Here is an 18,233-nt window from a genome sequence, read left to right on the forward strand (position 1 = left end):
ACGACCGCCGAGATTGTTTGAGGGAAGGTGGAGAAGGTTCGTCGGTAGTCAATGTGGAACAGTAGCCAGTTCTTTTTAATGACGTTTTCTACACCGTTCGCGAACTGATCTTCTTCATCTAGAAAAACTTCTTTTGTAGAAGCTTCGCTGTGCCGTCTGGATGACTCGGTCTGCGTGCCGTGAGCCAGCACTTCGAGCCCGGCTTCCCCGCCGCCCCGGCGTCAAGCGTATGCGCGGACGGTCTCCCTGATCGTCTCCGCGTACGAGTAGATCTCGTCGAGTGTAGAAAGAGGGTGACGCGTCTCGTTCTTCTCCGTGTCGAAGGTCCCGAGGTACTTCTGCTTCCGATTGAAGTGCAAGCGCGCGACGGGCTTTCGGTTATTGTCATCCATGATCACAGCGAAATATGACTTGGCGTCTCGCTGCGTGATCCTGTTCACCTTCACCTCGCTGCAAGCGATCGCTTTGATGATTTGGTAGCCCTCCAGTTCTTCGAGCGTCGTCGCGATATCGCTCTGCTCCTCGAGTTCTTCCTCGACCACTGCCTGGCTGGTGAGCGTTTGTTCGGCGGCGAGAGCTTCCGTCCGTGGGAAGTTCGGCGCTCCGAGGGCGGTCTTCAAACGCTCGTTCACCTGTTCGTTGAGGAACTGCTTCGAGGCCTTGGAGACCAGTGCCGAGAACTGCTCGCGCACCTTTTGTGTGTAGGAACCTTCGTATACGCGCGTCGCGAAGAACTTGATCCATTCGTCACTAGGGTTGGCGAATTGTGCGCCGAGTTCGCGTTTCAGCTGACCAATGTACTTGAGTTCCCCGGCCGCGTTGATGATGGAGTCGAGGTCGAACACCTCCTTTGTCAGCTTCGTCAGCTCGGGAATCAGAGTCTCATCAATGTCTGTCAGGTCCAGGATGAGGAACGGCTTCGCATCCATACGGTTCGGGGCGTCAAGGTCTGTATAGAAGTGGTATTGCTCACCGTTGGTGAGGATCGCTATGCGCGCATTGGTGACTGCAAAGTACCGGAAGAGCTGCGAGGCGTGCTCGATCCGGAGGGGCTCGGAAGATTTCTTGCATTCGATCAGCATCTGCACGTCGCCGTGGTGGACGATCGCGTAGTCGATCTTCTCGCCCTTTTTCACGCCGACATCAGCGACGAACTCTGGAACTACCTCGAGCGGATTGAAGACGTCGTACCCGAGGATCGTCGAGATGAAGGGCATCACGAAGGCGTTCTTCGTCGCCTCCTCGGTCTGGATGACCTCGCGCTGCTGGTGGACCTTGGTCGCAAGAGCGATCAGCCGTTCAGTGAATTCCACGGTTCTCCCCGATGACGGTGCGGTGTACTCGAATCATCGAATAGTCTCCGATGCCTCTCGGACAGCGCCACCCCCCACCCGGGTCGCGCTCACACCCTCCGCGGCACGGTGAACACCGTTTCGACCCCCGCCGAGTACAGCACCGAGTCCGGAGTTCGCGTCGTCAGGTCAGGGAACCCCGCCTGGCTGAGGAGCCCGTCGTCCAGCGCCAGCAACTCCGCACGCTGTAGCGGCCAGGGCCGATGCAGATTGCGTCCGTACCAGGTAGATCCGAGGTGCCGCTCGTGATAAGCCCACCGCGATGTCAGGAACGAGGCAAGCGGATCGTCGACGGCGCCGGTTGTCGGCCGCACCGCGATCCGTGAGGAGGCCGCTGCATTGAGGTGGCGGGCCGTCTCGTAGATGACTGCGCCGTGGCGGCGCTCAATGCTCATTCGCGCCCAATGGTAGGGGAGGCCAAAGACCGACCGCGCAGTGAGCACAGGGAGGAGGCGCGAGGCGTCGAGGGAGACGAAGACGACTCCGCGGCGCCCTTGCCTATCGACCGAGTAGAGCCGAACATTCACCTCGGGGAAGGAACCGAGCCAGGGCACTCGGGGGCCTCCGAGGAAAGCTGTGCGTGAGAGTCTGAACGGGATGAGGCCCACCCAGGACGACCCGTCGTGCTCGTCGGGCCTGACTCCGGGCGGCAGGTGCGGCACGACGAGAGCAGGGTCGACGCGCCAGTGCAGGAAGGTCGCCTCGGTCCAGCGCTGCCGGAGGATGTGCGGTCCGCCGAGCGGAGGCGCGGTACGGGTGACGGGTTCGACTGGGCTCACCTGCCCATCGTCCTCCCGTGCGCTGCGAGGTCGCCCGCCGCACGCCTCGCGTGTCGACGGCGCGCCACGAGGGCCTGCAGCGTCTCGGGTGGTAGCCGCGGAAAACTGGTGCAGGACGGTCCGCACCGCCACGATGGCCTGATGATCAGTGGTACCGCCTCCGCTCCACCCCGTAGGAAGGACGCTCTCCTGCTCTGGGGGGCCGTCCTGGTGACGGTTCTCCTCTGGGCTTCCGCCTTCGTCGGCATCCGCGCGACGACGGAGGATTTCGACCCCGGCGCCCTGACGCTCGGCCGCATTATTGTCGGGTCGCTAGCGCTCACGGTCGTCCGGCTCGTCCTTTCTGCACGGAGGCGCCGCTCGGCTGCCGCTCCCGACCCGCGCACCGCGGTCCCGCGCGGCCGGCTCCTCCTCCTCGTCCTCGGCTGGGGTGTGGCGTGGTTCGGCGTCTACAACGTGGCGCTCAATGCGGCCGAGCGGCACGTCGACGCCGGCACTGCCGCCCTGCTCGTCAACATCGCGCCGATGATCACGGCGGTCCTGGCCGGGCTTGTGCTGGGCGAGGGCTTCCCCCGGCGGCTGATCGCCGGCATGCTCGTCGCCCTGACCGGTGTTGCGGTGATCGCGTTCTCGACGTCCACAGGGCAATTCGACGTCATCGGAGTCGTGCTCGGCCTGGTCGCGGCCGTCGTCTACGGCAGCGCGGCGACTCTGCAGAAGCGCCTCCTCGGGCGGATCGACGCGCCAACGATGACGTGGCTCGGCTGCCTTGCTGGCACCGTCGCCTGCCTGCCGTTCGCGCCGGAGCTGGTCGGATCACTTCAGACCGCTCCTGTCTCCTCGGTGCTCGCTGTCGTGTACCTCGGCGTGTTTCCGACGGCGGTCGCCTTCACGACCTGGGGGTATGTCCTGGCGCGTTCCAGCGCAGGCCGTACTGCCGCCTCCACCTACGCGGTCCCCGCGGTCGTCGTCGTGCTCTCGTGGCTCGTGCTTGGTGAGACGCCTCCGCTCGCCGCTCTACTCGGAGGGGCCCTCGCGCTCGCCGGAGTTGCCGTGGCGACGGTGCGAAGGAGCCCCCGCGCGGCCTGAGTGGGCGAAGGCTCCTCCACAGGGGCGCAATTTTGGCGAACTGTCCGTGCACTCTCCTCCCAGGACTCGCGCGGAAGGCCCCGGGATATGCTGGGCGGACGTTCATCCCAGTCGGCGCCGTGCGCCAGGAACGGTGAGGATCCCGATGACCGAGGCCCTGCAGCAGCCCGTCCAAAACGCCCTCTCGCTGACGCCACCCGAGCCGGTGGCGGCGGTGCCGATGACTTCGGCGCCGTCGATCGCGCCGAAGGTGCCGGAGCAGGCGCTGCCCGGGCTTGAGGCGAAGGTCGACGACTACCTCGAGACGCTCCTGGCCGCCGAGGCGCGCAGCCCCGAGTTCGCAACGAGGGCCAACGACATTCGCACGATGGGCGATGCCGACATCCGCTCCGCAGCCGACTCGTCGAATCGGCTGCTGAACACGCCGGTTCGGGCGCTCAAGGAGGGCGGCCTCTCCGAAGGCTCGACGATCGGCAAGACGCTGCTCGAGCTGCGCCGCACCGTGGAAGACCTCGACCCCTCCGAGGACAACGTCCAGAAGAAGATCCTCGGATTCATTCCCTTCGGCAACAGGGTCACCGACTACTTCCGCAAGTACGAGAGTGCGCAGTCGCACCTTAACGCGATCATCCAGGCGCTGTACGACGGCCAGGACGAGCTGCGGAAGGACAATGCGGCGCTGAACCTGGAGAAGCAGAACCTCTGGGCGACGATGACGCGACTCAACGAGTACATCTATGTCGCCGAACGGCTCGACGTGAAGCTCTCGGCGAAGATCGCCGAACTCGACAGCACCGACCCCGAACGGGCACCGGCCCTTCGAGAAGATGTTCTCTTCTATGCTCGGCAAAAGCACCAGGATCTCCTGACGCAGCTCGCCGTCTCCATTCAGGGCTACCTCGCGATCGACGTCGTGATCAAGAACAACGTCGAGCTGATCAAAGGCGTGGATCGCGCGACGACCACGACGGTCTCCGCGCTGCGGACGGCGGTCATCGTGGCGCAGGCCCTCGCCAACCAGCGCCTCGTGCTCGATCAGATCACGGCGCTCAACACCACGACGTCGAACATGATCGAATCCACCTCGCGGATGCTCGCCGAGCAGTCCGCGTCGATCCAGTCCCAGGCCGCCTCTGCCACGGTCGGGCTGCCGCAGTTGCAGGCTGCGTTCGCGAACATTTACCAGACGATGGATTCGATTTCGGACTTCAAGATCAAAGCGCTCGACAGCATGGCCCAGACCGTCGGGGTACTCCAGTCCGAGACCGCCAAAGCCGGCGAGTATGTGGAGCGGGCCCGCCGCAGCAACGCCGACATCGACGCGACCTCGTCGCTGGATCTCGGCCGCTAGATGGGCTGGTTGTCTCGCCTCTTCGGCGGCGCCCCGGCAGCACCGGAGCAGACCGCGCCAGCACTGCCGCGGGTGCCGACGAGCGACGATATCCTCGCCGCGCTCGATCGGGTGGCGAACTCCACGCAGGGACGCGTCGACCGCAACGTGGCATCTCGCATTCAGCGGATCGACGAGACCGTCCGCGAGATGGTGCCCCGGCTCGATCGTCTCGGCGGGATGAGTCGGCAGGGACACACGGTCGTCGCCACCGCGACCAGCTACCTGCCCGAGGCGGTCGAGGGGTACCTCCGCTTGCCCCGCGACTTCGCCGATCGCCGCGCCGTCTACAAGGGGAAGACCTCGCTGATGATCCTGTGCGATCAGCTCGACCTGCTCGGGGGCACGCTCGACCGGATCTCCGATGCCGTCTCGCGGCAGGACGCCACAGCGCTGGTCGCGCACGGGCAGTTCCTGGCCGAGAAGTTCACCGAGTCCTCGCTCTCGCCGAGTGGACTCGACGCTCCGCCTGCGCCGGGTGCCACCGGCACTGCCCCGGGCTCGTTGACCCCGCCGAGCGCCTCATGAACTCCCTCGCTCCGGCGCTCGACGCGCTCGTGCTGACGGGGACCGCCGCCGGACTCGACGCCGCCGCAGTCCGAGACGAGGGCGCGCGCCTGGCGGCCGCCGTCGCGGAGTCGATCAGGGGAGCGGGCGCCGACTGGCTTGTCGCCACCGGCGCCTCCGGTGGGCTCGAGACCTTCTTTACCGCGGCCGCGAGTGGTCGCCGCTGGCGCTCCGGCCCCACCGATCAGCTCGCGGCGCTCGCCTCGGCTGCATCGCCGCATGCCTCCGCCTACGCCCGCAGCCTCACCGAGGTCGTCTCCGCGGCGAGTGCGCTCGGCGACCCGGGCATCGGAGGCATCGCATCCGCCTCCGCGGCCGCTGCGGCCCAGCTCGCCGCGGTACCTGGAGCGAGGGGAGCGGCGCCGTCTCGCGACCCCGGTTCGAGTGCCGCCCGCTCGACCGGACTACCGGAGGGCGTTCCCGGGGTCGACGAAATCCTCTCGCGCCTGCGCCGCACGGAGCACGCCGGCCCGCAGGACGAGACGCAGCCGGCAGCGCCGATCGAGCCCGCCGCCACGCAAGAGCCCCTCGAGCCGCCGGAGTCGATCGACGACCTGCTCGCCGAGCTCGATGCGCTCATCGGGCTCGAGCGGGTGAAGAGCGAGATCAAGCGCCAGACCCAACTGCTCCGGATCGACTCGCTGCGCCAGGCGGCGGGCCTCAGCACCCCCACCCTCACCCGGCACCTGGTCTTCACGGGCAATCCGGGCACGGGGAAGACGACGGTCGCCCGCCTCGTCTCGCGCATCTACCGCTCGCTCGGCATCCTCTCGAAGGGTGTGCTCGTCGAGGTCGACCGCTCGGAGCTGGTAGCGGGTTACCTGGGCCAAACGGCGACGAAGACCGCCGAGGTGATCGCGTCGGCGCGCGGCGGAGTCCTCTTCATCGATGAGGCCTACGCGCTCGCGCTCGATCAGTACGGGGCAGAGGCGGTGACCACTCTGGTCAAGGACATGGAGGACCACCGCGGCGACCTCGTGGTGATCGTCGCGGGCTACTCCGGTCCGATGCAGGGCTTCCTCGACACGAACCCCGGCCTCGCCAGCCGCTTCTCGACCACGATCGACTTCGCCGACTACAGCGACGACGAACTCTCGGCCATCTTCGGACGCCTCGCCGCTTCGGCCGATTTCGAGCCGACGGACCTGGCGCTCGCCGCGTTCGCGGATCTCGCCTCGGCGCAGCAGCGTACAGAAGCGTTCGGTAACGGCCGCTGGGTTCGCAACGTCCTCGATGCGGCGATCGCGCGCCATGCTTGGCGCCTGCGCGACGTCGAGGAGCCGACTCTGGACGAGCTGCGCATCCTTCTGCCTGAGGACATGACGGAGAGCACCGGCGAGCCAAGCCCCGACGAGACTGCGGAGCGCACCGCCGACGCCGCCGCAGGTCGGTTCGAGGAGGAAACCCGATGAGCACCGCGCCCGCACCGCCCGTGCAGAAGGCTCCCACGCCGCCGCGGGTTCAGGCCGCCACCGGGCCCGCCGCCCGCAAGCCCTCGCTACTTGCGCGGGCGACCGCGACCACTCCTGGAACGTTGCGACTCCTCCTCGCCCTCACAGCCCTGGCCGCCGTGGTGTTCGGCGTTGTCGCGCAGCAGGCCGGCGCGCTCCAGGCCCGAGCAGCGACGACGGCCCGGGAACAGTCGGCCCAGCTTCTCGGCGTGCAGAATGTGCGCACGCTGCTCGTCGATGCGAATGCGATCGCGGCGAACACTTTCCTGGTCGGTGGGCGTGAGCCCGCCGAGCTGCGCGCCTCCTACGTCACGAGCCTCAGCGCCGCCGCGTCGGGGATCGCCGAACTCTCGGCATCCGACTCCGTCGACACCGGGGCCCTCGCCTCGGTAGCTAGCAGGATCACGACCTACAGCGGCCTGATCGAGCAGGCCCGCGCCAACAACCGGCAGGGCTTTCCGGTCGCGTCCGCCTACCTCGACCAGGCGTCCGCCGTCCTCTCCGGCAGCGACGGCATTCTCCGCGAACTCGACGGGCTGGTCACGTCCGGCGCGGATCGGGTGGCCGCGGCCTATGACGCCGTGCGCTGGAGCATCTTGCTGCTGATCGGCTCGCTGGTGATGCTGCTGGTCTTGATCGCGGCCCAGCTCTGGCTGGCTCGGCGCACCCACCGTTACGTCAATCGTCCGCTCGCGACGGGAACCGCGCTGCTGCTCGTGTTCGGCATCGGCGGCGCGCTCGCCTACGGATCGACGGCCGCGAACGTGGGCACGGCACGCGTCGAGTCCTATCGGGAGGCCCTCACGGTCTCGAACGCTCTCATCGCCGCCAGCGACGCCAAGTCCCTCGAGAGCTTCACGCTGATCAAGCGCGGATCCGGCGCGGCGCTGGAGGAGCGGTACCAGGAGGCGGTGGCCTCCGTCAGGCAGAAGCTCACCGGCGAGTTGAAGGACGCCCTCGCTCGGGATCGGCTCGTCACTGAGTTCGAGCAGTGGCAGACGTTCCATCAGGAGATCCGCAAGGCGGACGACGCGGGAGAGTGGAACCAGGCGGTCAGTACCGCGACGGCGACGGGAGCAGGCAGGCCGAACGACCTGTTCACCACCTTCTCGGTCGATGCGCGAAAGGTGGTGCAGGAGAAGGCCGACGCGGCCTCCTCGACCCTCGATTCCGGAGCGCAGTTCTCCTCCGTCGTCTCGTGGATACTGCTCGCCGCGGGCCTCGCCGCGGCCGTGCTCGCCTGGCGCGGGGTCTCGCAGCGACTGGAGGAATATCGATGAACCGCCTGCGCATGACCGCGCTCGTCCTGGTCACGGCGGCGGCGCTCGCCGTTGCCGGTTGTACGACGGGCGCCGACGACCTCGGTGCGCCCCTGGCCGCCGCGACGCCGACCGCGAGCGCGGCGCCTGCCCCGAACGCGACGCCTCCCGCCACGGACTGCTCGCCCTCGGCCGTCACGTCCTACGCACCCTCCGGAGTCACGGAGAGCACGCGCCTGAAGACGATTCGCGACCGGGGGAATCTCCGCGTCGGCGTCTCCGCCGACACTCTGCTGATGAGCGCACGCAACCCGATTACCGGCACGATCGAGGGTTTCGACGTGGACATCGCTCGCGAGATCGCGCGCGCGATCCTGGGCAGCCCGGACGCGATCGACTACGTCGTCATCACCTCGGCTCAGCGCCTCCCCGCACTCACGGGTGGCGACGGTGCACCGCAGGTCGACATGGTTGCGCGCACGCTCACCATGACGTGCGATCGCTGGAACACGATCGCGTTCTCCTCCGAGTATTACGATGCGGGTTTGAAAGTGCTCGTCTCGGATGACCCGAACGCCGTGCCGATCGCGAGCATCAACGACCTCGACGGCAAGCGGGTGTGCGCGCCGAGTGGCACGACCACGCTCAGCCGCCTGCAGAACGACTTTCCGAAGGTGACGGCCGTCGAGGCCGACACCCACTCTCAGTGCCTCGCGCGGTTCCAAGCGGGCGAGGTCGACGCGATCGCGGGCGATGACACGATCCTCGCCGGCTTCGTTGCGCAGGACCCCTATGCCAAGGTCATCGGCGACGCGCTGAGTTCCGAGCCCTATGGTCTGGGCCTACCCGCGGACGACCCCGACTTCGTGCGCTTCGTCAATGCGGCGCTCGAGGCGATGCGCAACGACGGTCGCTGGCAGAGCATCCACGGGCGCTGGCTCGGGGTCCTTGGTGAGGCTTCGCCGCCGGCTCCGGTGTACGGACGATGAGCACCGGTCTCGCGGAAGGGACCCCCGTTGCCCCGGGCCGGCTGGGTGAGGCGGCCCCGCAGCGTGAACTCTTCGACTACCTGGCGGCGCTGACCCGATGGCTCGACCGAACGACACGCGAACTCTCCCGACTCGACGCCGCCGCGTTGGCCTCGCCCCAGTCCGAGACCTACACGGCCGACGTGGTGCTGGCCCAGTCGCTGCGCGAGTCCGTCACTCGCCGTCTGGCCGAACTGGAGACGGTCTGGGACTCCGGTCGGGTCGACGTCGTCGCCCGCGAGCGGATGTCGCAGCTGATCTGGGGGCGCCTCGATGCCTCAGGGGGCGGTGCGGTCTCGCTCGTCGAGGCCGTGCGGCTCTGCGACGCGGTTGTCGGGCAGCTGCGGTCGCGGCTTGAGCTTGATCCGAGCGGCACGGATGTCGCGGGGCGGATCGTCGGCGTGCGCGCCGAGATCGAGCGCTGCCGAGATCTCACCCGCGATGGCGGCAGCACGGTCGACGGCGCGCGGGCCGAGCGCGTCGGGGTGCTGCGCTCGCGCCTCGACGCCCTCGCCGAGAAGGCGGGCCGTGGGGCAGACGTGTCGGGTCCTCTCGGTCAGCTCGAGAGCGACTCCGCCCGGCTGGAGCGTGATCTCATCATTGCCGCCTCCGAGCGCCGCGGCCTGGAGCGCGATCGCCGACGCGCGCGCGAGCTCGCCGAGACGGCCGAGCACCGAGAGGCGCCGCTGCGCGAACTCGTGGCCCGCTGCCGTCGCGAAATCGCCGACCCGCCGCGGCTCGCCGTGCCCGACGTGTCGCGCCTGGGCGAGCCTCCGCTCGAGCGGGGAGCGCTCGACACGCACCTCGCCCGCCTCACCGCCGTCAGCCGTGCCTTCGACGCGGTCGAGGCCGCCTATACCTCGCCGCTGCGCGAGCGCGCGGCGCTCGGCTTCCGGCTTCGTGCCCTCCGGGAGCGCGCCGAGGCGAACGGGCGCGCCGCTACCGCGGTCGGCGCGGCCGCCGACGAGGAGGTGCGCGCCGCGCTCGACGCGGTGCCCTGCTCGGTCGCACTCTCGCGGCACCTGGTCGAGCAGTACGACGTCGTCACCCGGGATCTCCCCTCGTCTGACGTTCAGCACCACCGAAAGGCCACTCGATGAACGGCGACCCCTGCACCTCGACTCCGGGCTGCACCGGGACGATCGAGGACGGCTACTGCAACGTCTGCGGTCTGCCACCTGCGGAGGGCGCAGCGGCATCGACACCGACTGCGCGCCGCCCAGCGCCCGCGCCGGCCACCGCCTCCGCCGCCTTCGGCACCGGCTTCGTCGAGGGCGCGCCCCGTGCTCCCGGCTCCGCGCGTGCCGAGGAGGCCGCGACCGCGCGCAGTGGCCGCACCTCCTCCGCACGCCTGGACACCGCCGCGCTCGGGTCGGCGCGCACGGCGCAGACCGGCTCGAAGGTCACCCGACGCGTAGGGACCACCTCGACCCGTCTGCGCGGTCCACGCCTGGGTGCCGGGCTCACCACCGTGCCCTCGCGCCCCGCCGCCGATCCACTGGCCGCGCTGATGACCGAGGCCGTGCTCCCCGAGCGCAAGCGCTACTGCTCACACTGCGGCACCGCCGTCGGCCGCGGACGCGACGGGCGTCCCGGCCGCACCGAGGGCTTCTGCCCCAACTGCCGCACGCCTTTCTCGTTCACGCCGCAGTTGAAGCAGGGCGACCTCGTCGGCGGGCAGTACGAGGTAGTTGGCTGTCTCGCCTACGGTGGCCTCGGCTGGATCTACCTCGCTCGCGACCGCAACGTCTCGGGCCGCTGGGTGGTGCTCAAGGGCTTGCTCAACTCGGGCGACCCCGATGCGTACGCCGCCGCAGTGACCGAGCGGCGGTTCCTGGCCGAGGTCGAGCATCCGCTGATCGTCGAGATCTACAACTTCGTCCTGTACGAGGGTGCCGGCTACATCGTGATGGAGTACGTCGGCGGGCCGAGCGTGAAGCAGATCCTCAAGGAGCGGTTGGACGCCAACGGGGGTGCTGCCGATCCGCTGCCCGTCGACCAGGCTCTTGCATTCGTGCTCGAGGTCATGCCCGCATTCGCCTACCTACACGAGAACGGCCTGCTGTACTGCGACTTCAAGCCCGACAACATGATCCAGGTGGGCGACCAGGTCAAGCTGATCGACCTCGGAGGAGTGCGTCTGGTCGACGACGAGGACTCGGCGATCTACGGCACGGTCGGATATCAGGCGCCGGAGGTCCCCGAGGTAGGCCCCTCCATCGCCTCGGACGTCTACACGATCGGCCGGACCCTCGCCTCGTTAGTCCTCGACTTCCGCGGCAACCAGACCACCTACGTCGCCTCCCTGCCGCCGGTGTCCGAGACGCCGCTCTTCCAGCGTTACGACTCCTTCTACCGCCTCGTCGCGAAGGCCTGTGCCCTCGACCCGCAAGACCGCTTCGCGACCGTCGACGAGATGCGCAGCCAGCTGCTCGGTGTTCTCCGCGAAGTGGTCGCAACGGACCGCGGTCCCGGCCATCCTGCCCTGCACTCGACCGAGTCGGCGCTGTTCGAGGCGCCCGTCGCCGACGTGGTCGACCGCGTGCCGCCGTGGGACGCGCTCCCGGCGCTGCGTCAGGATGACTCCGACCCCGCGAAGGCCTGGCTCGCCGGGGTCAACGTCGCGGACCCGATCGTGCGGCTGCGCGCGCTCGGGCTCGCTCCGACGCTGACCGTCGAGGTCCGGCTCGCCCGCGCCCGGGCCGCTATCGAGGCCCAGCGCTGGGATGAGGTGTCCCGCGCGACCGGCGAGATCCTCACCGAGGACCCGTGGGAGTGGCGGGCGGTGTGGATGAGCGGGCTCGCGCAGCTCGCGCGCGGTGACGCCGTCGGGGCCCGCGCCTCTTTCAACACGGTGTACGGGCAGGTTCCCGGCGAACTCGCCCCGAAGTTGGCGCTCGCCGCCGCCTGCGAGGCCAGCGGTGAGCCCGAGGTCGCGGAATCGCTTTACGTGATCTGTGCCCGAGCTGACGCAAACTACACGGCCCCCGCCGCATTCGGCCTCGCTCGCGTGCGCCAGCTGCGCTCCGATCTCGACGGCGCTCTCGACGCGCTCGACATCGTGACTCCCACCCGCTCCTCCTACGTCGATGCCCGCCGACGACGAGCTGAATTGCTCGCGGGGTCGGGGCGCGGCCTGCCCTCGCTCTCGGCCGCCCTCGCGAGCGTCGACTCCATCGCGATCGACCAGCGCACTCGGCTGGAGTTGACGACGCAGGTGCTCACGTCGGCACTGGAGCTGGTGCGCCGCGACGGTCCGGCCGAGGGTGCGACCCTCGGCGGGGTCGAGGCCAATGAGGCCGCGATCCGCGACGGCCTCGAAGCCTCCTACCGGGCTCTCGCGGCATCCACGCGGGAGCGCGATCAGCGGCTACGCCTCGTCGACCGGGCCAACGAGGTCCGACGCTGGACGCTGACATGAGCGGCGAGTTGTCGACTCCGTGCCCGGTGTGTGGCGAGCCAGTGACCACGGGAGACGCGTTCTGCGAGGCCTGCGGCACTCCGCTGATCGTCGCAGCCGCCGCCTCCGCCCCGCCCGTCGCCGTCGAGGGTGCTGGCTCTTGCGTCTACTGCGGAGGCGTCGTCGCCGCCGACGGCTACTGCGAGCAGTGCGGCCGGCCCGCGCCGACCGAGCGCGAGCACTGGGCGGAGGCACCGCATCCGCTCGTCGGCGGTGTGTGCGATCGCGGGCTCCGGCACGCCGCCAATGAGGACGCGATGGCCATCGGGGCGAGCACCTGCGAGGACGGTTCGCTGCGCACAGCGCTCCTCGTCGTATGCGATGGTGTCTCGTCGACTCCGGACTCCGACAAGGCCTCGCTGGCCGCCGCCCGCGCCGCGCTCAGCGCCCTACAGGCCGACGTGGGCGATGAGGCACTCGGGGCAGACCGCTGGAGCGCCCTGCTGCAGATGGCCACCGCGCGCGCTTCCGGAGCGATCGACGCCGCGGTCCCCGAGAAACGCGCTAACCCGCCCTCGTGCACGTTCACGGCCGCCGTGCTCGACGGCGCGCTGCTGGTCACCGGCAACGTCGGTGACAGTCGCAGCTACTGGATTCCGGACGCGGGGACGCCTCGGCAACTGACGGTCGATGACTCGTGGGCGCAGGAGCAGATCGCGGCGGGAGTCCCGCGGCAGACGGCTGAGACGGCGCCCGGCGCCCATGCCATCACACGCTGGCTGGGCGCTGACGCGCACGACGAGGAGCCGCGGGTCACCTCCGAAGTTCTCGAGGAACCGGGCTGGGTGCTCGTGTGCTCGGACGGGCTCTGGAACTATGCGTCGACGGCCAAGGACATAGCGACTGTCCTGCACGAGGCGCAGGAGCGGGTCGGGTCGGGTCCGGTCACGCTGGCGGAGGAGCTGGTCGCCTGGGCGACCGAGCGCGGTGGCCACGACAACATCACGGCGGCGCTCGTCCGCTTCGAGCCGGTGGCGTAGGAGGCACGGGCGCCCGGCGGATCCGTCCAGTGGTCCCCTTCTGCGTTGGACGGATCCGCGGCTCGCCGCGCGACCGGGGCCCCTACAGTCGACGCCATGAGCATCGCCGAGCCCGCCACCTCGCTGTCCGTCGTCGGCCACTGGATCGACGGCGCGCCGTCGGCTTCCTCCTCCGGACGCACCGCCCCGGTCTACGACCCGGCGCTCGGGATCGTGAGCAAAGAGGTCGCGCTCGCGGACACCGCCGAGGTCGACGCGGCCGTCGCCTCCGCCAAGGCGGCGTTCCCCGCCTGGCGCGACACGTCGTTGGCGAAGCGGCAGCAGATCGTCTTCCGCTTCCGCGAGCTGCTTGAGGCGAAGAAACACGAGCTGGCCGAGCTGATCACCTCCGAGCACGGCAAGGTCGTGTCCGACGCCCTCGGCGAAATTACGCGTGGACAGGAGGTCGTGGAGTTCGCGACCGGCCTCGCGCACCACCTCAAAGGCGAGTATTCGGAGCAGGTCTCGACCGGAGTCGACGTCTACTCGACCAAGCAGCCGCTGGGCGTCGTTGGGATCATCAGCCCCTTCAATTTCCCTGCAATGGTGCCGATGTGGTTCTTTCCCATTGCCATCGCCGCGGGCAACACGGTGGTCGTCAAGCCGTCCGAAAAGGACCCGTCGCCCTCGATCTGGCTCGGCGCCCTCTGGAAGGAGGCTGGCCTCCCCGACGGCGTCTACACCGTGCTCAACGGCGATAAGGTCGCGGTCGACGGCTTGCTCGATCACCCCGACATCCGCTCCCTCTCGTTCGTCGGCTCCACGCCGATCGCGCAGTACGTCTACGAGACAGCCACCCGCAACGGCAAGCGCGTCCAGGCGCTCGGCGGAGCGAAGAACCACATGCTCGTGCTGCCCGATGCCGACCTCGACCTCGTCGCCGACTCGGCCATCAACGCCGGTTTCGGCTCGGCGGGGGAGCGCTGTATGGCGATCAGCGTCGTCGTCGCCGTCGAGCCGGTCGCTGACGAGCTGATCTCGCGGATTCAGGATCGCGCGGCGAGGCTCCGCACGGGCGATGGCCGCCGCGGCTGCGACATGGGCCCGCTGATCACCAGACAGCACCGCGACAAAGTTGCGTCCTACATCGAGATCGCCGAGCAGGACGGTGCGACTGTCGTCCTTGACGGCCGCGGCGTCGAGGTCGACGGCGATCCCCACGGCTTCTGGCTCGGCCCGACCCTGCTCGACCGCGTGCCGACGACCTCCCGCGCCTACACCGAGGAGATCTTCGGCCCCGTCCTCTCGATCGTCCGCGTCGCCTCCTACGAGGAGGGCGTCGCGCTCATCAACGCGGGCGCCTTCGGTAACGGCACGGCGATCTTCACCAACGACGGAGGCGCGGCCCGCCGATTCCAGAACGAGGTCGAGGTCGGGATGATCGGCATCAACGTGCCCATTCCGGTCCCCGTCGCCACGTTCTCGTTCGGCGGCTGGAAGGCGTCCCTCTTCGGCGACACCAAGGCGCACGGCGCGGAGGGCGTCCGGTTCTTCACCCAGCAGAAGGCGATTACCAGCCGCTGGCTCGACCCCTCCCATGGCGGCATTAACCTCGGCTTTCCGCTCCACTCCTAGCTCGCGCGATCCACCCGCGCACGGCCCTGGCTTCCGCAATTCCTGGTCGCCCCGCGAGACGCCACGTGTGCACGCTCCCACCGGCGTGTCTCGTACCCAAGAGGGCCGCCGGGTCGACGGATCCGCAGCCGCGTCAGCCGGGAGGCGCGAGCACGTAGCCGGGCTGCTCCTCGAAGAGTCGGGCGATGGGGACGTACGCCATCAGGTCGGGTCTCTCGCTGGTAGTCCGTGCGCCGTCGGCGATGATTCCGTACAGCCGTCCGCCCTGGCTCGCTACCGGTCCGCCCGAGTCACCTTGCGTGACGGACGCCAGCCAGGTCGTCGCTCCGAGCAGGTAGGGAGGGGCGCCTGGCGGAAGCACGGCGATGCCCCAGGCGCAATTCACGCCGGACACCGCTCCGCTGGTGCAGAAGACCTCGTTCTCGCCCGGGACTCCGGTGCCGTCGAAGGGCATGCTCACGATCCGGTGAGCGTGGTCACGGAGGAAGATGGTGCCGCTCGCCCGGGGAGTGTAGCTGGTGAACGGGGCGCAGTGGCGGATCATCGAGCCGGTTCCGCAGTTCCAGTTAACCCGGGGGAGCGGGTCGATCTTGGCGATCTCGAGATCGGAGAGCCCCGATTTCCAGATCACTCTGCCGACGACGCCCTGGTTGCCCACGCTGACGGACTCCCCCTCGTCCGCGCAGTGCGCCGCCAGCACCACATACCGGATGGCGCGGATTTGCGGCGCCAGCCGGGCGTACCAGCTGGTCACGCTGAGGACGGCGCCGACCGTGCAGTAGCCGTGCGGTAGCTCCACCCGAGTTCCGGCTTGGAGGGGAGTCTGCTGGCGGAACTCCGAAACGGCGTGAGCGGGCGCTGCGCCGGTGAGGAGCAGTGCGACGCAGGCGGAGAGCGCCGCAAGGGTGCAGAGGATCCGCCTGCCGGCTCCGGGTGCTTGGCGTTCGGGTCGGGTGCGCTGTGGGCGATCTGCTCGCATGGCACCTCCTGATGGGTGTCTAACGGGTGGCCATCGGGGACGTCCGAGCCGCCGTGGACAGGACGTTCGGTCGCTACGCCCACGAGCATGGCAGCGTTCGCCAAGGTGGGGATCCCCGCGAGGAGGAGATTTACTCTCGGTTGCGCTATGACCCTCCGTCCCTCCGCGGGGCGACGGTTCGATGGGTCTGCTCACGCGAGTGCCCGATGGGCGGGGCAGGCGGACGAGTTCAGAGCAGCCGCAGCGCCGTCCACAGCTCCGTTCGGGCGTCCACGTCATCGAGGTTGATGTCGAGCGCGCGTTCGACGGCCGTGATCCTGTTGCGCAGGGTGTGTCGGTGCACGCCGAGTTCTCTCGCTGCCGGTTCCCAGGCGCCGTTGCGGCGCAGCCACACCCGGGCGCTCTCCAGCAGTACCGCGCCCTCGGGCGTCAGGAGCGGCGCCAGGATCCGTCGCGCGAGCGGCCCTGCGCCTGAGGCGGCGAGCGCTCCGAGCATCCCCTCAGCGGCGACATCCTCGAAGCGAGGCAGTGGGTGGGCGGCGCTCGCCCGGTCACCCGCGCGCCGCGCCTCCTGCACGCCGCGCTCCAGTTCACCCCAGCCGAGCGGAGCGGACACGCCGGCGTTCACCCCGTGCCTCGCCAGCACTGCGGCGAGCGGAGTCACGCTGTCGGCCTCGGTGATCGCGACCAGCACCGAGTCCCGCTCCGCGAAGAACAGCCGCGCGTCGTCCTCCTCCGCCACGACTTCGAGCTCGTCGAGCAGGGAATCGCCCCGCACCGGCTCGCTCAGCACGATGACCCGTACGGGCTCGGGCGGAAGGGGACTGCCGAGGCGCCGCGCGGTGCTCTCGGCAACGTCGAAGGCTCCTGCGGCGAGCAGTTCCAGCAGCCCTGAGCGCAACTGACGGCGCGAGGCGTCGAGCGCGCGCCGCTGCTCGAGCGCGATGCTTGCCAGCGCGATGACGCTCGCGACGAGGTCGCTGCCTGCCGGGTCCAGCGGAGTGCCCGTCCCGACCGCGAGCACTCCGCGCAGGTGGTCTCGCCGCCCGATCGTCTGCAGAGTCACGCCGCCGTCCACACGCAGCCCTGTGCGACGACCGCGAGAGAGGGCCTGCCGCACGGCCGCAGAGACGGACGTCTCCGCCGGCACGTCGAGCCGGGTGGGGAGGTGCACGCGCTGCCCGGCCGCGTCGAAGAGCGCGACCCAGCAGTTCAGCTGCCGCTCCAGTTCGATGAGGATCGCCGCCAGCCCGTCCGGGCGCAGCGCCGCACGCGCGACCCGTCGTTGCGCCTCCAGCGACCACTCCAGGCGCTCGCGCTGCTCCCGCGAGATGACATCGGCGACGAAGCGGATGATCCCCATGAACGGGGTGCGATCGGCCACCTCCAGCAGCGGGAGGCCCTGCCGCTCACAGGCGGCGACGAGCGCCTCCGGAACCGTGTTGTGCACGATCCGGGTCGCGAAGCCCAGCGCGCGGATGCCGCGGTCGCGAAGCCGAGTGACGTACTCCTGGGAGAACTCGGCGCTGTCGCGACCCGTGAAGTGCACGCCGTCGGTCAGCAGCAGTTGCCCCTGTTCAAGCCAGGGCGTCGGATCGACGAGGTCGGACGAGTGCACCCACACCAGTGGAGCATCCAGCGCCGCCTCGTCGTGCACCCCGGCGAGCACCCGGAGGTGGAAGGCCGGCTCGGCGAGCAGATCGCGGACGGTCGCAGGCATCTTCGGCTCCCTTCGACGTATGGTCGATCGTAGAGGTGGCGGTTGGACGGATTGGCCCTCGGGGCGGTGCTGCCGGCCGGGCTCCTCGGAGACTCAGCCGGGAGGCGCGAGCTGGTAGCCGGGCTGCTCCTCGAAGACGCGGGAGATGGGGACGAAGCTCATGAAGTCAGGTAAAATATTTCGCACGTCTCCGCCCTCGCTAATGGTTCCGTACAGTTGTCCACTGCGGCTCACGACGGGTCCGCCGGAATCTCCGTCTAAAGTCGCGTTTCGCCAGGTCGTTGCCCCCAGGATGAAGGGCGGAGCGCCATGCGGGAGCGCGTGGAGACCCCAGGAGCAGTTCACGCCGGTGATCGCGCCGCTCGTGCAGAAGATCTCATTGAGTCCGGGAGTCCCCGAGCCTGTGACGGGCACGCTCGCGTAGCGGCCCGCCTGATCGAAGAGGAAAACGTTGCCGACTGCACGTGGTGTGTAGGTCGTGATCGGCATGCAACGGTGCAGCGTCGAACTGCCATCGCAGTCCCAGCTAGTCCTGGCGAGCGGATCGATCCTCGCGATCATAATG

The 18,233-nt window shown here is 69.1% G+C and carries 15 protein-coding genes; 10 read left to right on the top strand and 5 right to left on the bottom strand.

Features of this window, described 5'->3' with window-relative positions:
* Nucleotides 1-221: 221 nt before the first annotated feature.
* Nucleotides 222-1,313, bottom strand: coding sequence for a type I restriction endonuclease (locus B0H03_RS04815; RefSeq protein WP_104354009.1), 1,092 nt, complete (start codon nucleotides 1,311-1,313; stop codon nucleotides 222-224).
* Nucleotides 1,314-1,402: 89 nt separating this feature from the next.
* Nucleotides 1,403-2,131: a YqjF family protein gene (locus B0H03_RS04820; protein WP_104265339.1), complete on the bottom strand. Its 729-nt coding sequence runs from the start codon at nucleotides 2,129-2,131 to the stop codon at nucleotides 1,403-1,405.
* A gap of 141 nt (nucleotides 2,132-2,272) precedes the next feature.
* Between B0H03_RS04820 and B0H03_RS04825 the strand changes: the two genes are divergently transcribed.
* From B0H03_RS04825 to B0H03_RS04870, 10 genes are all read left to right on the top strand, one after another.
* Nucleotides 2,273-3,220 (top strand): DMT family transporter, encoded by a 948-nt coding sequence (locus B0H03_RS04825; RefSeq protein ID WP_104265386.1) that lies wholly within the window; start codon nucleotides 2,273-2,275, stop codon nucleotides 3,218-3,220.
* Between the two features lie 145 nt (nucleotides 3,221-3,365).
* On the top strand, nucleotides 3,366-4,571 hold the full coding sequence (locus tag B0H03_RS04830) for a toxic anion resistance protein (protein ID WP_104265338.1): 1,206 nt from the start codon (nucleotides 3,366-3,368) through the stop codon (nucleotides 4,569-4,571).
* Nucleotides 4,572-5,138 (top strand): hypothetical protein, encoded by a 567-nt coding sequence (locus B0H03_RS04835; protein WP_104265337.1) that lies wholly within the window; start codon nucleotides 4,572-4,574, stop codon nucleotides 5,136-5,138.
* The gene (locus tag B0H03_RS04840; protein WP_104265336.1) at nucleotides 5,135-6,589 is read left to right on the top strand and encodes an AAA family ATPase; all 1,455 of its coding nucleotides are present in this window, start codon (nucleotides 5,135-5,137) and stop codon (nucleotides 6,587-6,589) included. The genes B0H03_RS04835 and B0H03_RS04840 overlap by 4 nt, the downstream gene beginning before the upstream one ends.
* Nucleotides 6,586-7,908, top strand: coding sequence for a hypothetical protein (locus B0H03_RS04845; RefSeq protein WP_104265335.1), 1,323 nt, complete (start codon nucleotides 6,586-6,588; stop codon nucleotides 7,906-7,908). Before B0H03_RS04840 ends, B0H03_RS04845 begins: the two co-directional genes overlap by 4 nt.
* Entirely contained in the window at nucleotides 7,905-8,876 is a 972-nt protein-coding gene (locus tag B0H03_RS04850; RefSeq protein WP_104265334.1) for a glutamate ABC transporter substrate-binding protein, read from the top strand. Before B0H03_RS04845 ends, B0H03_RS04850 begins: the two co-directional genes overlap by 4 nt.
* Nucleotides 8,873-10,015, top strand: coding sequence for a hypothetical protein (locus B0H03_RS04855; protein ID WP_104265333.1), 1,143 nt, complete (start codon nucleotides 8,873-8,875; stop codon nucleotides 10,013-10,015). Before B0H03_RS04850 ends, B0H03_RS04855 begins: the two co-directional genes overlap by 4 nt.
* Nucleotides 10,012-12,336 carry a serine/threonine-protein kinase gene (locus B0H03_RS04860; protein ID WP_104265332.1) on the top strand — a complete coding sequence of 775 codons (2,325 nt, stop codon included), beginning with the start codon at nucleotides 10,012-10,014 and terminating at the stop codon, nucleotides 12,334-12,336. The genes B0H03_RS04855 and B0H03_RS04860 overlap by 4 nt, the downstream gene beginning before the upstream one ends.
* Entirely contained in the window at nucleotides 12,333-13,355 is a 1,023-nt protein-coding gene (locus B0H03_RS04865) for a PP2C family protein-serine/threonine phosphatase (protein ID WP_104265331.1), read from the top strand. Before B0H03_RS04860 ends, B0H03_RS04865 begins: the two co-directional genes overlap by 4 nt.
* Nucleotides 13,356-13,451: 96 nt before the next feature.
* Nucleotides 13,452-14,969, top strand: a complete 1,518-nt coding sequence (locus B0H03_RS04870; RefSeq protein WP_104265330.1) for a CoA-acylating methylmalonate-semialdehyde dehydrogenase — start codon at nucleotides 13,452-13,454, stop codon at nucleotides 14,967-14,969.
* Nucleotides 14,970-15,102: 133 nt separating this feature from the next.
* Here B0H03_RS04870 and B0H03_RS04875 read toward each other — a convergent pair whose 3' ends face one another.
* From B0H03_RS04875 to B0H03_RS04885, 3 genes are all read right to left on the bottom strand, one after another.
* Nucleotides 15,103-15,948 carry a chymotrypsin family serine protease gene (locus B0H03_RS04875; RefSeq protein WP_104265329.1) on the bottom strand — a complete coding sequence of 282 codons (846 nt, stop codon included), beginning with the start codon at nucleotides 15,946-15,948 and terminating at the stop codon, nucleotides 15,103-15,105.
* A 229-nt stretch (nucleotides 15,949-16,177) separates the two neighbouring features.
* Nucleotides 16,178-17,668, bottom strand: a complete 1,491-nt coding sequence (locus B0H03_RS04880; protein ID WP_104265328.1) for a PucR family transcriptional regulator — start codon at nucleotides 17,666-17,668, stop codon at nucleotides 16,178-16,180.
* A gap of 93 nt (nucleotides 17,669-17,761) precedes the next feature.
* Nucleotides 17,762-18,157, bottom strand: coding sequence for a chymotrypsin family serine protease (locus B0H03_RS04885; protein WP_127843981.1), 396 nt, complete (start codon nucleotides 18,155-18,157; stop codon nucleotides 17,762-17,764).
* Nucleotides 18,158-18,233 lie beyond the last annotated feature (76 nt).

It is taken from the genome of Rathayibacter iranicus NCPPB 2253 = VKM Ac-1602, assembly GCF_003149025.1.
GTDB lineage: Bacteria > Actinomycetota > Actinomycetes > Actinomycetales > Microbacteriaceae > Rathayibacter > Rathayibacter iranicus.